The 14,631-nt window shown below is 47.1% G+C and carries 7 protein-coding genes; all 7 read left to right on the forward strand.

Going from position 1 to position 14,631, the window contains the following annotated elements:
• The first annotated feature begins 8 nt into the window (after window positions 1–8).
• The 7 genes from ACGHVY_RS23415 (at window position 9) to ACGHVY_RS23445 (ending at window position 14,614) form a co-directional block, all read left to right on the forward strand.
• On the forward strand, window positions 9–1,964 hold the full coding sequence (locus ACGHVY_RS23415; protein ID WP_390601918.1) for a hypothetical protein: 1,956 nt from the start codon (window positions 9–11) through the stop codon (window positions 1,962–1,964).
• Between the two features lie 239 nt (window positions 1,965–2,203).
• Window positions 2,204–4,360, forward strand: a complete 2,157-nt coding sequence (gene rnr, locus ACGHVY_RS23420) for a ribonuclease R (RefSeq protein WP_308744165.1) — start codon at window positions 2,204–2,206, stop codon at window positions 4,358–4,360.
• 90 nt (window positions 4,361–4,450) lie between these two features.
• Window positions 4,451–4,930 carry a pyridoxamine 5'-phosphate oxidase family protein gene (locus ACGHVY_RS23425; protein ID WP_308744166.1) on the forward strand — a complete coding sequence of 160 codons (480 nt, stop codon included), beginning with the start codon at window positions 4,451–4,453 and terminating at the stop codon, window positions 4,928–4,930.
• Window positions 4,927–8,967 carry a two-component regulator propeller domain-containing protein gene (locus tag ACGHVY_RS23430; RefSeq protein ID WP_390601919.1) on the forward strand — a complete coding sequence of 1,347 codons (4,041 nt, stop codon included), beginning with the start codon at window positions 4,927–4,929 and terminating at the stop codon, window positions 8,965–8,967. Before ACGHVY_RS23425 ends, ACGHVY_RS23430 begins: the two co-directional genes overlap by 4 nt.
• Window positions 8,968–9,373: 406 nt before the next feature.
• Complete coding sequence (locus ACGHVY_RS23435) at window positions 9,374–12,553, forward strand: SusC/RagA family TonB-linked outer membrane protein (protein WP_390601920.1); 3,180 nt, start codon at window positions 9,374–9,376, stop codon at window positions 12,551–12,553.
• Between the two features lie 12 nt (window positions 12,554–12,565).
• Window positions 12,566–14,188, forward strand: a complete 1,623-nt coding sequence (locus ACGHVY_RS23440) for a SusD/RagB family nutrient-binding outer membrane lipoprotein (RefSeq protein ID WP_390601921.1) — start codon at window positions 12,566–12,568, stop codon at window positions 14,186–14,188.
• Window positions 14,189–14,224: 36 nt separating this feature from the next.
• Window positions 14,225–14,614: a hypothetical protein gene (locus ACGHVY_RS23445; RefSeq protein WP_308744172.1), complete on the forward strand. Its 390-nt coding sequence runs from the start codon at window positions 14,225–14,227 to the stop codon at window positions 14,612–14,614.
• Window positions 14,615–14,631: the final 17 nt, after the last annotated feature.

The following is a 14,631-nucleotide window of genomic DNA, read 5'->3' on the forward strand; positions in this document are numbered from 1 at the left end:
ACGCATTTATGAGAAAAGACTTACTATTAGGAATTGCTGTCACCTCTCTGATCGGATTGTCAAGTTGCAGCAGCGATGATGAGAACACAACATGGGGTATTTCTGCACCAGATGCCGCCCTTACAGTCTCTTTACCTTCGGACTTTGCATGGAATAATGACTCGAAGATAGGGCTTTACTGTGCGCAAGCTTATGACAATGGTACAGTTGGGGTAATCAACAAAGCTATAGCTATTACAAGCGGAGCCGGTACAAACAACGCCGGACTGGCCAATGCCATAAAACCGGGTGAAGGAGCAAACAAACTTTATGCATATTATCCTTACAATGAAGCCTTGGGAGAAAATCCTGCAAAAGTAAAAGTCAGTATTCCTTTACTTCAAAAGCAGAATATGCCCGATCCTACTCAAAGCACCAATGAATATTCGTTCTTTTATGGAACACAAACAGCAACTCCGGTCGATGCCAGTCCGATGACTGCAAATATTGCAATGAAAAATCTATTCTGTGTATTAGAGTTCAATATAGGCACAACTGCATTCGGAATAGGTAAACAATTATCCGAAATCACAGTATCAGCCGAAGATGCTAAGCTAGCCGGTGACTTTAGAGTGAATCTGACAACAGATAAAGTTGTCGCAGACGGTACAGCCGATGCCTCTTATATTTCTGCCAACTCTATCACTTTACAAATGGAAGGGACAGCAGGAACATTAGCCGCAGCTCCTATAAAAGCACGTATTGCAATGAATCCGGCACAATTGGAAGGCAAACAATTGAAAATCAAAGTCAAGCTAGGAAATGACTCATGGGAATTCACAGAAGATGGACGTAACTATCTGGCAAATAAAATATACTCTGTTGATTTGAATCTGACAGATCCTCCATTAAATCTGAATGAAAAAGGATATTCAAACAGTTACATGGTAAACCAACCCAATACAACATACAAATTTGATGCAAAAGTACAGGGAAATGGAAAAGCCACTACAGGTATAACACCACAATCTATTGATCCGAAAGACGCCTTTATTGTGTGGGAATCCACTTCAGCACAGAACGGAGTCATCAAAGACGTTAAATTATCAACAGATGGATTTGTTACTTTCACTACTTCCGGTACTATCGGCGGAAATGCCCTGATCGCTGTTACTGACGGCATACCAACTGATGAATTCCCTAAAGGAACTATTTTGTGGAGTTGGCATATCTGGAGTACCGATTATGATATTTCACAAGATGCAGCTATTACTAATGCTGACGGAGTTAAATTCCACTTTATGAGAATTAACTTAGGTGCACTAAGCGTTGCTCCAGACGCAAATGGATATGGATTAAAATACCAATGGGGACGCAAAGACCCATTTTTCTATGATGGAATCCCTTCTGGAGGAGTGGTAACAGGCGTAGTATCCGACCAAATGTATGGATGGCAATCCAGTGCATATTCTCCAGAAGTAGGAGGTGAAGATTTATCATTGTATTATTCAACTGTATTTCCAACAGCTTTCTTCAAAGGCGGTTATGGAACGGATAATGATTGGTACGGAACAGGAACAGGTATAGAAAACAGAAATAATAATTTATGGGGAAATCCTGAAAACGGATTAGGAAATAAATCTATTTATGACCCATGTCCGGTAGGTTATCGTGTACCTCCACAAGCTGCATATAATAAATTCAGCAAACCTACAGAATGGAAATTTGAGAACAATGGCTGGAATTTCCCGACAGATAATGGTGAAAAGATATTCTTTACAACAGCTTCCAGTTTTTTAACTTTCAGTACCGGAATTCTATCACCTGGTGGTCCAAGTGGGAAAATGGGATATTACTGGAGTACCAGTACAAACTCCAATACAAAAGTTAACGCATCAGGTTTAAGAATCGAATCAAGTTTTGTAAATAACAACCAGACTATTCAAAGAGCATCCGGTGCTGCTGTTCGTTGCATCCGTGAATAAATCTCTCTCTTAAATATTAATTTAACATTAATGAATTGAAGAGCTGTCTCCGCGAGGAAGCAGCTCTCCTTATATCCGTCTATCAACCTGCCTATTAGTTTTCATAACCTCGTACACGACAAACAATCTACCACAAATTATTAAATACAAGCCCGCACCGCTATTTTTCTTTCCTCAAAGTTTCCATAAGGAAAATAATCGTCTATCTTTGTAACTACATATTTTTAAAAGACTACATTATGGCGAAAAAGAAAGAAAAGAAAGAGAAAAAGGCCGGCAAGAGAATGAGTAAGAAAGAGCTGGCAGCGTTGTTAATAGACTTTTTCCATGCCAAACCCAATGAGATTCTAAGCATGAAATACATTTTCTCGGAATTGCGTCTCACCACTCATCCGCAGAAAATGCTATGCGTCGATATACTACATGACCTTTTAGATGACGATTATATCAGTGAAATAGAAAAAGGAAAGTTTCGTCTGAACAGTCACGGAACGGAGATGATAGGCACTTTCCAACGGAAGAGCAATGGTAAGAACTCGTTTATTCCCGAAGAGGGAGGCGATCCGGTATTCGTAGCCGAACGTAATTCCGCCCATGCGATGAATAACGATAAGGTAAAGATAACCTTCTATGCCAAACGGAAGAACAGGGAAGCCGAAGGAGAAGTCATCGAAATACTGGAACGTGCCAACGATACATTCGTCGGAACGCTGGAAGTGGCTAAGTCCTATGCATTTCTGGTGACGGAGAACCGTACGCTTGCCAATGATATCTTCATCCCGAAAGACAAGTTGAAAGGCGGAAAGACGGGAGACAAGGCAATCGTAAAGGTGACCGAATGGCCGGACAAAGCAAAGAACCCCATCGGACAAGTAATAGATATATTGGGACAGGCTGGCGATAACACCACGGAGATGCACGCTATTCTCGCAGAATTCGGTTTGCCGTATGTATATCCGAAATCAGTAGAAACGGCGGCCGATAAGATTCCTGCTGAAATCTCTGCCGAAGAGATTGCCAGACGCGAGGACTTCCGTAAGATTACCACTTTCACCATCGACCCGAAAGATGCCAAAGACTTCGACGACGCACTCTCCATCCGCCCCATCAAAAACGGACTGTGGGAAGTAGGCGTACACATCGCCGACGTGACACATTACGTAAAAGAAGGCGGAATCATCGATAAGGAAGCCGAAAAGCGTGCCACTTCCGTCTACCTCGTAGACCGCACCATCCCGATGCTTCCCGAACGTTTGTGCAACTTCATCTGCTCACTTCGCCCGAACGAGGAGAAACTCGCTTTCTCCGTCATCTTCGACATCACCGAAAAGGGAGAAGTCAAAGACTCACGCATCGTGCATACAGTTATCAATTCCGACCGCCGTTTCACCTACGAAGAAGCGCAGCAGATTATTGAAACCAAAGAGGGGGACTTCAAAGAAGAAGTACTCATGCTGGATACCATTGCGAAAGCACTTCGCGAAAAACGATTCGTAGCAGGAGCCATCAACTTCGACCGTTATGAAGTGAAATTTGAAATTGACGAGAAAGGGAAACCTGTCAGCGTTTACTTCAAAGAATCGAAAGATGCCAATAAACTCGTAGAAGAATTCATGCTGCTTGCCAACAAGACCGTGGCTGAAAAGATAGGACGTGTGCCCAAGAACAAGAAACCCAAAGTACTTCCTTACCGTATCCACGACCTGCCCGACCCAGAAAAACTGGAAAACCTGTCGCAATTCATCGCCCGCTTTGGCTATAAGGTACGTACAAGCGGAACCAAGACGGACATATCAAAATCCATCAACCACCTGCTGGACGACATCCACGGAAAGAAAGAAGAGAACCTGATAGAAACCGTATCCATCCGCGCCATGCAGAAGGCACGTTATTCAACGCACAATATCGGTCACTACGGACTGGCATTCGAATACTATACGCATTTCACCTCGCCCATCCGCCGATTCCCGGACATGATGGTACATCGCCTGGTCACGAAGTATTTGGACGGCGGGCGCAGCGTATCCGAAGCCAAGTATGAAGACCTTTGTGACCACAGTTCGAACATGGAGCAAATCGCGGCCAACGCCGAACGCGCTTCCATCAAATACAAACAGGTGGAATTTATGAGCGAACGGTTGGGGCAGATTTATGACGGCGTTATCTCCGGTGTCACTGAATGGGGGTTATACGTCGAACTGAACGAAAACAAGTGCGAAGGTCTTGTACCTGTCCGCGACTTGGACGACGACTATTACGAATTCGACGAAAAGAACTACTGCCTGCGCGGACGCCGCAAGAATAAGACATACAGTTTGGGAGACGCTATCACCGTTCGTGTGGCACGTGCCAACCTGGAAAAAAAACAACTTGATTTTGAATTAATAGAGAAATAAATTCACCGCAAAGGACGCAGAGTACACGGAGTTTTTTACTTCATGATTTCTCAGTGTGCTCTGTGCCTTGTGGTGAACAAAACAGCCATTATGAAAACCTTTATCATTGAAGACAGACAAAGAATCGAATCTATCATTCTTCATTGTGACGCTTGCTTTGTAGGCATAGTCGATATGGAAGGCAATCCATACGTGGTTCCCATGAACTTCGGTTATGAAAACGGTGTCATCTATCTCCACTCCGGCCCCGAAGGCAGTAAAGTGGAAATGCTGGAACATAATAATAATGTCTGCATCACTTTCAGTCTCGGACACAAACTCGTCTACCAGCACGAGAAAGTAGCTTGCAGTTACAGTATGCGTTCCGAAAGTGCCATGTGCCGTGGAAAAGTAGAGTTCATCGAGGGTATGGATGAGAAACGTAACGCATTGGACGTTATTATGCGTCACTATACAAACAATGAATTCAACTATTCCGACCCGGCTGTCCGCAACGTCAAAGTATGGAAAGTACCGGTAGACCAGATGACGGGAAAAGTCTTCGGTCTGCGAGCTGATGAAAAGCCATGAAACGGCTTCTGACATTCTGTTTATTCACAATTATCCTTCTGTTACCTGCTTTTTCCGTTTCCTCACACCCCCAAAAACAGGTAAACAGCCATTCTTTTACCTATCAGTATCTCACCACTAAGGAAGGGCTGAGCAACCAACGCGTTTTCTCCATTATCGAAGACAAGAAAGGTTTCATTTGGATTTCCACCCGTTCGGGTGTGGACTGCTTCAACGGCAGAAATGTGAAGAACTACAACCTCTTCGGAGAAGACATCATCGTAGACGGAGCCGGACGCATGATTTACCTGACCAAAGACTCGCACGAAAACCTTTGGGCATACACAAGTGCCGGTAAGATATTCAAATACGACTCCATATCCGACTCCTTCACACTCGAAATTGATGTAGCGGAACTAACAGAAAGCGGAATTTTACAGAACGACCTCTTCATCGATTCGTCCGACCACTTTTGGTTCGGACTGAAAAGCGGCCTGTTCCGCTACGACAACTCCAGTAGCAACATAAAGAACCTGCTGAAAGGGAAATGCATCAATTCCATACACTTCGCCCCAGCAAACGAAACCCTATACATCGCCACCACCGAAGGGCTTTACGAACTCAACCCGCAGAACGAAGAAATCACTTCCACATTGCCAGGCTTCTATATCCAGTCCATATTCTACGACTCCGCAACATCTCTTCTGTGGATAGGCACGTTCAATTCCGGAGTAAAAGTGCGGAATACCCGCACGGGTAACTACCTGTCCAATGAATCACTGGAGCAATTGCCCCATCTCCCCTATCGTTCCATCATCCCTTATGACGAACGGACACTATTATTGGGAGTAGACGGAACAGGCGTATATGCAACCACCCGCGACGCAAAATCCTCATGGTCTTTCCTCAACGCCAACCAGGAAGAAGAAGGCGAACTGAAAGGCAACGGCATCTATGCCCTCTGTAAAGACAGCTCTTCCAACCTATGGATTGGAAGCTATACAGGTGGTGTCGCCTGTGCCAACCCCAAAAAATATTTCTTCGAACTCACCCGACACGAATACAAAAACCCGCAATCGCTGACGAACAACCACGTCAACGCAATCCTCGAAGACGACGAAGGCGACCTATGGTACGCCACCAATCAAGGCATCAGCGTGCACTTGACTAAGTCTGGCAACTGGAAACACTTCCTGAAAGAAAACGTATTCCTGACTCTCTGCAACGATGGGGACGGCAATGTATGGACAGGCGGCTACGGCACAGGCGTATATTGCCTCAACAAATACACAGGCATCCGCCGCCATCTCACCACCGACCGTCCCGGCACACTGACTACCAACTACATCTACTCCATCCTGAAGGACGAAAACAAAGACCTCTGGTTCGGCGGCATGTACGGCAACCTCGTCAGATACACCCCATCCCAGGCGGGAAAAGCAGAAGAATTCACCTCATACGGCATCACGCTTATAAACTCAATAACCACAGTCAGCAAGGACACCCTGGCACTAGCCACAGCCAACGGGCTTTACCTATTGAATAAACAGACGGGGAACTTCAAACAATACTTCACCTCGCCTTCCAATGCCGACACCCGGAGCAACAGCTTCATCTATTCCATGTATTTCCCGACCCCCGATAAGGTATGGTTCGGAACAGACGGCGGCGGCATCAACCTGCTGGACTTGCAAACGGGCAAAGCCGTCACCTACTCCACAGCAGACGGCCTGCCTTCCAACTATGTCTACAGCATTCTGCCCGACAACGAAGGTCATCTATGGCTCAGCACGGACAAGGGACTGGCATACATCACCCCGTCCCCCACACCGGAAATAACCAATATCGGCTTCCTCGACGGACTGGCAAACGAATTCAACTTCATGTCCTACACCCGCCTGAGAAACGGAGATTTCATCTACGGAAGCACCAACGGCGCCGTACGCTTCAACCCGGAGAACTTCACCCGTCCTCTCTACGAAGCCCCCCTACACTTCACCTCTTTCGAAGTCCCACAAAAATCACGCGAAAAGACCGAAGAGAAGAAGATACAATTCAACCGTATGCTGAACGAAGGGGAAACGATTCAACTGAAATACAACGAGAACTCGTTCCTTATCTCTTTCATCTCCGTCTCCTACCAGTATCAGCAGGACATTCAATACAGCTACCAACTGGAGGGATTCGAACAGACTTGGAGTGCCCCGACCGGCGAACTCAGTATCCGGTACACCAATATCCCACCGGGCGACTACACTTTCCGCGTAAAAAGCATGAGCAAGAACGGCGGACAGCAACTGGACGAGCAAACCATCCGCATACACATAGCGCAGCCCTACTGGAACACTGCCCTCGCCTGGCTGATATACATCATCCTGCTGGCAGGAATCACCTATTTCGTATGGCGTTTCTTCGCCAACAAAATGGAGAAGAAGCACTTCTCCGAAAAGATACAGTTCTTTATCAACACCGCCCACGATATCCGCACTCCGGTGACGCTTATCATGGCTCCCCTCGGCGACCTGAGCAAAGAAGAAGGACTCTCCAAAGAGGGAAGAAAATACCTGCAAATCGCCCACAAGAACACAGAGAAACTGTACAACCTAATCACCCAGCTACTCGACTTCCAAAAGATAGACACCACCCACCTCACCCTGCAAGTAGCCGAATACGACCTGAAATCGTACTTACAGGAGAAGGTTCTCAACTTCCAGACACTCTGCGAAAACAAGCAAATCCGCATGCAGCTATTCCTGCCGGATTCCCCCGTCTCCCTATGGATGGACAAGGACAAAGCGGATAAAATCTTCGACAACCTTTTCTCGAACGCAGTGAAATATACTTCCACAGGCGGAGAAATCACCATCAAAGCTGAACAGAACGACAAGAAAATAACCATAATAGTGAAGGACAACGGTATAGGTATCCCGCGCAAAGCGCAGCGTTATATCTTCTCCAACTTCTACCGTGCCGAAAATGCCGTCAACTCCAAAGAGACAGGCAGCGGCATCGGTCTGCTTCTCACCCGCCGCCTTATGAAACTGCACAAAGGGCATATCTCTTTCAGCAGCAACGAGGGCGAAGGCTCTACCTTCCTGCTCACTTTCCGCAAGGGAAACCGCCACCTGGCAAGATACATCGTCCCTGCCCGGATAGACGCTTCCATCATTTCCGCCACCGAACCAGTTACAGAAATCATTGAACCGTCCGACTTGTCCGAAACCAACAACACAGACAACAATACCGACACCCCCCCGCAAACGGACAAATCCAAAGAGCGGATAATGATAGTAGAAGACAACGACGAACTCCGCTTCTACCTCAAAAAAACATTCGCGCCTATCTATTCCGTTATCGACAAGCCCGATGCCGAATCGGCTCTCGAATACTTGAAAGACAAATCCGTAGAACTGATAATCTCCGATGTCATGATGCCGGGCATCCAGGGAGACGAACTCTGCCGCCGTATAAAATCGGACTTCGCCACCTCGCATATCCCCGTCATCCTGCTGACTGCCAAGACAGAGAAAGACGCCATCCTCGAAGGACTGGAAAGCGGCGCGGACGACTACCTGACCAAGCCCTTTGACACGGAAATCCTAAAGACCAAAATCAAAGGAGTATTGCAGAACCGCAAGATTATGCGGGAGTACTTCCTTTCCCATTCGCTCAGTCCTACTCCTGCTGCCGCTACTCCAAACGAAGAAAAAGAAAACGCAGAATGTACTGCCAGTCTCCTGTCCCCCATGGACAAGGAATTCCTTGAACGCTGTACCAGACTCGTCACGGAAAACCTGGCAAACCCGGACTTCACCATCAACCAACTCTGCCGCGAAGTGGCACTCAGCCGCACCCTGTTCTATGAAAAGCTGAAAGCCCTGACAGGACAAGCGCCCACCGAGTTTATCAAGTTGCTGCGTATGACGGAAGCCGCCAATCTATTGAAACAACAGATTCCGGTGCAGGAAGTCGCCCTCTTGGTAGGCTTCACTGACTCCAAGTATTTCAGTACGGCATTCAAGAAGCATTACGGAGTTTCTCCAAGCAAATTCCTCTAAAAATCTATGAATAATCCAATGAGTTGTGTTAAATAGCCCTATATACATTGTATACATAATATATCTTTGTATCAAATACTTAAGATTATGGCAACAATAGCATTAGAAAAGAAGAATGACAGATTCATTCCTACTTCATAGCTTAAGTTTCCCTATACATCATAGCCAGAGAACCCACATTAGAATACAACAAACATAAAAGATACCCCAAACAAGTACCTCTATATCACATTCTTCCGGTTTTCGCTGTTTATTCCACCATTTTCACTATACTTGCAGCGCAAAAAAGGTGGAAAAACGTAAATCCGATAGTTTTTCAACCTATTCCGATAGCTTTCAAACCTGGCTAGGCGGAGTTACGTCCTATATTTGCGACGTAAATCAACAATCTAATATCATAATTAAAATGAAAAAGCAGTTAACCCTAATGCTCTGTCTGTTGTTATTCATACCTAGATATGGATACGCGGAAGACGAAGTAATCCACCAAGTTGTACAGCAGACTTCCAAAGTGAAAGGTACAGTTACGGATGAGCAAGGCGAACCTCTGATTGGAGCCAGCATTGCCGTCAAAGGTACCACACAGGGAGTTATCACCGATTTCAACGGTCAGTTCAGTATTGATGCTTCGAAGAATGCTACATTAATAGTAAGTTATGTAGGTTACCGTTCCGAGGAAGTACAGGTAAAAGGACAGTCCACTCTTAAAATCGTCTTGAAGGAAGACAGTAAAATCATCGACGAGGTAGTAGTTACCGCATTGGGTATCAAGCGCGAACGGAAAGCGCTCGGTTATTCCATCGGAGAAGTGAAAGGCGAAGAGCTGGAAAAAGCCAAGGAAACGAATGTCATCAACTCACTGGCTGGTAAAATTCCGGGACTGGTTATCAGTCAGACTGCCGGCGGCCCTTCCGGTTCGTCGCGCGTCATCGTTCGCGGTAGCACGGAAATGACGGGAAACAACCAGCCGCTTTATGTAGTGGACGGTGTGCCTTTGGATAATTCCAATTACGGAAGTGCAGGTACTTACGGTGGTTATGATCTAGGTGACGGCATCTCAAGCATCAATCCGGACGATATAGAATCAATGTCCGTATTGAAAGGGCCGGCAGCTTCGGCTCTATATGGTAGCCGTGCGTCCCACGGTGTGATTCTTATCACTACGAAGAAAGCAAGTACCAAAAAGAAATTCGCGGTAGAGTTGAACAGCACCACCACTTTCGAGAAGCAGTTGACGAAATGGGACGATGTACAATACGTATACGGTCAGGGAACCGGCGGACGTATCAATGGTACGGACGACCAATATTCGTCCAACAAGAACTGGGGGCCTAAAATAGATCCGGGACTGAATCTGACCTATTTCGATGGAGTGACCCGTCCGTATGTAGTCATTCCCAATAATATCGATGGTTTCTTCAGAACCGGTATGACTACGACAAACACCATCGTTGTCAGCACAGTGAAAGACGATACAGGTATCCGCGCCACTTACACGGATATGCGCAACAAGGACATTCTTCCCAATACGAAGATGAGCCGCAACACACTGAACCTGCGTGCCAACACCACGATAAACAAAAAAGTAGACCTCGACCTCAAAGTGACCTACACCCGCGAAGACGTAAAGAACCGTCCCGCACTGTCCGACCACCGCGCCAATCCTGCGAAGAACCTGATGTCGTTGGCAACTACCTACGACCAAAAATGGCTGCGCGACAACTACAAGGATGCCGACGGCAACTACTACGACTGGAACGGACGCGATGTATGGAACCTCAACCCTTACTGGGTGCTCAACGAAATGACCAACGAATCGGGAAAGGACAAATTCATGGGTTCGGCACTAGTACGCTACAATGTCAACGAGCATCTCAAGATTCAAGTAACCGGTGGCGCGGATATTAACTTCATGAACTTCCAAGACTACGCCGCCCCGTCCTCACCGGGATTCGAGCAGGGACAGTTGCAAATCAGCGACTTCCGAAACCGGATGTACAACGTAGAGGCACTGGCTATCTACAACAACAGCTACAAGAAGTTCGACTACGGAGTAACCATCGGCGGAAATATCTATAAAGTAGACAACAAGACCCAGATTGTGACTGCCAAAGAAATGGTAATGCGTGATGTAGTAGCTTTGCAAAGTTTCACAAGCAAGGAAATCACCGAAGGAACCTACCGCAAACAGATTAACTCGCTCTACGGTTCTATCAACCTCGCCTATGGCAACTTCGTCTATCTGGACGCAACGTTGCGCGGCGATCATTCGTCTACCCTGCCTTCGGGAAACAACACCTATCTGTATCCATCGGTATCAGGGAGCTTCCTGTTCTCGGAATTCTTCAAGATTAATCCCACGATACTGCCTTACGGCAAAGTGAGAGTGTCATGGGCGCAAGTAGGCAGCGACACAGACCCTTACCAACTGGGACTTTCCTACGAACTGTCTCCCAAGGAATACTCAGGTTATGCACTGTCACAAATTGCCAACACCACCATCCCGAACAAAGACCTCAAACCAACCAAGACCAACTCCGCCGAAGTGGGACTGGAACTGAAATTCCTGAAAAACCGCATCGGACTGGACTTTACCTACTATACCCAAAAGAGTAGCAACCAAATCATGCGCTTGAACACCACCGGAACTTCCGGCTACAACTCCATGCTGATAAATGCCGGAGAAATAGAAAACAAGGGTATAGAAATCGCACTGAACACACGCCCCATACAGACCAAGGATTTCTCATGGGACTTGAACATCAACTTCTCAAAGAACAGCAATAAGGTAAAAAGACTGGCTTCAGGCATTAAAGAATTTGAACTGGAATCGGCACGCTGGATTAACGTAAAAGTGGCTGCCGTAGAAGGTCAGAACTACGGTTCCATCCTCGGAAAAGACTTCCTGAGAAACGACGCCGGACAGATTATCGTAGATGCCACTACAGGACTCCCGAAAGTGACGGAAGACCTGCGGGTACTGGGCAACGCCACCTGGAAATGGACGGGCGGTATCACCACCAACCTGACTTACCGCGACATCTCCCTGTCCGCCATCTTCGACATCAAGGTAGGAGCCGACGTTTACTCCATGTCTTCCCGCTCTTCCTACATGACAGGAAAGGACAAGGCAACCCTCGCGGGACGTGACGGCTGGTACGAATCGGAAGAAAAACGTCTGCAAGCCGGAGTGACGGAAGCCAAATGGGAAGCGACGGGCGGTTATCTCGTAGACGGAGTCATAGAAATGGCAGACGGAAGCTTCGTGGAAAACAAGAAATTCGTAGACCCCGAAGTATATTGGAAACATATAGCCGACCAGACTCCGGTACCGTTTATCTACGATAACTCTTACGTAAAGGTACGCGAAATAACGCTGGCTTACCGTTTACCCAAAAGATGGATAAGTAAAGTATTTGATGCCGTATCCGTATCGTTCGTGGCGCGCAATCCGTTCATCATCTACAAGAACGTACCGAATATCGACCCGGATTCCAACTACAACAACGGTTCGGGAATGGGACTGGAATACGGCTCGCTGCCATCCAGAAGAAGCTATGGTTTCAATGTTAACGTAAAATTCTAATAGTAAGCAATCATGAAAACAATCTATAAAATCACCTTCGGCATACTATGCATATGCAGCCTTCTACTGGGAGCCTGCACCGACTTTGAGGAACTGAACACAGACCCTTCCAGGGCCTCATCTACCGACCCGAATCATCAACTGTCTATGATTCAACTCCAGACATGGGGACATTGGCAGATGTGCCAGCCCTACCCGTTCTACCTCGCCGCCTTCGCGCAATATATGCAGGGCGACTGGAACACCACGAACTACGGCGGACAGTACCGCAAGAACGATGCCGAAATGGGAAATACATGGAATCTGATGTACCCGGCACTCATCAAGAACATTGTCGACATTTTGGACAAGACCAAAGGCAACGAAAGAGAAATCAACATCCACTCCGTCGTCCGTATCTACAAAGTCTATCTTTTCTCCATACTGACGGACATGTACGGTGACTGCCCCTACTTCGAAGCCGGAAAAGGCTTTATCTCCGGCAACGTGAAACCCGCCTATGACAAACAGGAACTGATATACAAAGATTTCCTGAAAGAACTCGGCGAAGCAGCAGAAGCCCTTACCGCTGACGGCGACAAAGTGACAGGCGACATTATCTATCAAGGCAATATTGACAAATGGAAACGTTTCGCCAACTCCCTGCACCTGCGCTATGCCATGCGTATCGTAAATGCAGAACCGGAACTGGCCAAACAGGAAGTTATCAAAGCCATCGGTCAGGAAGCCGGTCTGATGCAGTCCGCCGCCGATGATGCCCTGATAGCCTATACCGACATTTTTGACTGGGCATCCAACGAATACCGCAGAAACGGGCTCGCCCAAATGTGGAGAGGCCGTGAAGCATATCCCACAGCTTATATATGCAGCACATTCTGGAAACAACTTGACGCCACTTCCGACCCGCGCCAGTTCGTATTCGGGCGTTGCTACGATGAAAGTTCTGCAAATAACCCATTCGGACGTGTGGATTTGACAGAGGAAATGATTGAAACGGAAGCTGCCAAGTTCCAACCTTGCAACCCGGGATATTTCTGGTACAGCAACGGGACATGGCCGGAAGGGTATTGGAGCAAGCTGACCAACAAATGGCAGGATAAGGCCACCCGCCCGCAGCTCAACAATATCTTCCTGAAAGGCGACATGCCCGGAGTAGTCATGACATACGCGGAAGTGGAATTATTGCTGGCAGAGGCCAAAGCCCGTTGGGCAGGAGAGATTTCGACTGGTGCCGACGCTTCCGCACATTACGAGAACGGCGTACGTGCAGCCATCCACTTCTTGGAGAAATTCGGAGCCAAAACTTTCGACGAGCAAGCCATCGACACCTATTTGCTGGCTAATCCGCTCCCTGCCAACGGACTGGATGCGCAACTCACCGCCATCAATACCCAGTTATGGATTCTGCACTTCAACAATATCCCCGAAGGATACGCCAACTGGAGAAGGACGGACATTCCCGTATTACTTCCTTCGCCCCACTACGGAGCAGTGACGATTGACTCGCAGACTACACCGTTGCGTCTCTGCTATCCGTTGTTCGAGAGTTCGTACAATCCCGAAGGTTATCAATCCGCCATACAGGCGATGGATGGCAAAGATGACTGGAACTCACCGGTATGGTGGGACAAATAAACCAAAGAGAATCAACACTAAAAAGAAGAAACGATTATGAAGAAAATACTATTTATATGCACATTACTGGTATCACTATTTGCCATGAGCGGTTGCAGCGATGAGATAGACACTCCGGTACTGACCACTGACGAATATCCGCGCATATTAGGACGCTGGCCGGACAAACAGGAAGACGGCACACTGGGAAAATTCAGTATCCCGCTAAACCAGATACTCAATATTAACGTACAATACACGCCTGCCGAACTATGCGAAGGCACATGGTACTTGGACGGGAGAGAAATCCACAAAGGCGTGGGACTAACATATATCCCCTCAACAATCGGTACTTTCCACCTCGAACTGATTGTAAAGACTCCGACCAAGGAGACTAGCCGTGAAGCCACCATCGAAGTGACCCAACCGACAGAAGAAGCAGAATAAACCATTAAAAGTAAAAA

This window comes from Bacteroides sp. f07 (assembly GCF_042854785.1).
GTDB lineage: Bacteria > Bacteroidota > Bacteroidia > Bacteroidales > Bacteroidaceae > Bacteroides.

What these genes read in the sequence shown, in the direction of transcription:
- ACGHVY_RS23440 (WP_390601921.1), top strand. Translation starts at nt 12,566, where the DNA reads ATGAAAACAATCTATAAAATCACCTTCGGCATACTATGCATATGCAGC.
- ACGHVY_RS23415 (WP_390601918.1), top strand. Translation starts at nt 9, where the DNA reads ATGAGAAAAGACTTACTATTAGGAATTGCTGTCACCTCTCTGATCGGA.
- ACGHVY_RS23445 (WP_308744172.1), top strand. Translation starts at nt 14,225, where the DNA reads ATGAAGAAAATACTATTTATATGCACATTACTGGTATCACTATTTGCC.
- ACGHVY_RS23430 (WP_390601919.1), top strand. Translation starts at nt 4,927, where the DNA reads ATGAAACGGCTTCTGACATTCTGTTTATTCACAATTATCCTTCTGTTA.
- rnr (WP_308744165.1), top strand. Translation starts at nt 2,204, where the DNA reads ATGGCGAAAAAGAAAGAAAAGAAAGAGAAAAAGGCCGGCAAGAGAATG.
- ACGHVY_RS23435 (WP_390601920.1), top strand. Translation starts at nt 9,374, where the DNA reads ATGAAAAAGCAGTTAACCCTAATGCTCTGTCTGTTGTTATTCATACCT.
- ACGHVY_RS23425 (WP_308744166.1), top strand. Translation starts at nt 4,451, where the DNA reads ATGAAAACCTTTATCATTGAAGACAGACAAAGAATCGAATCTATCATT.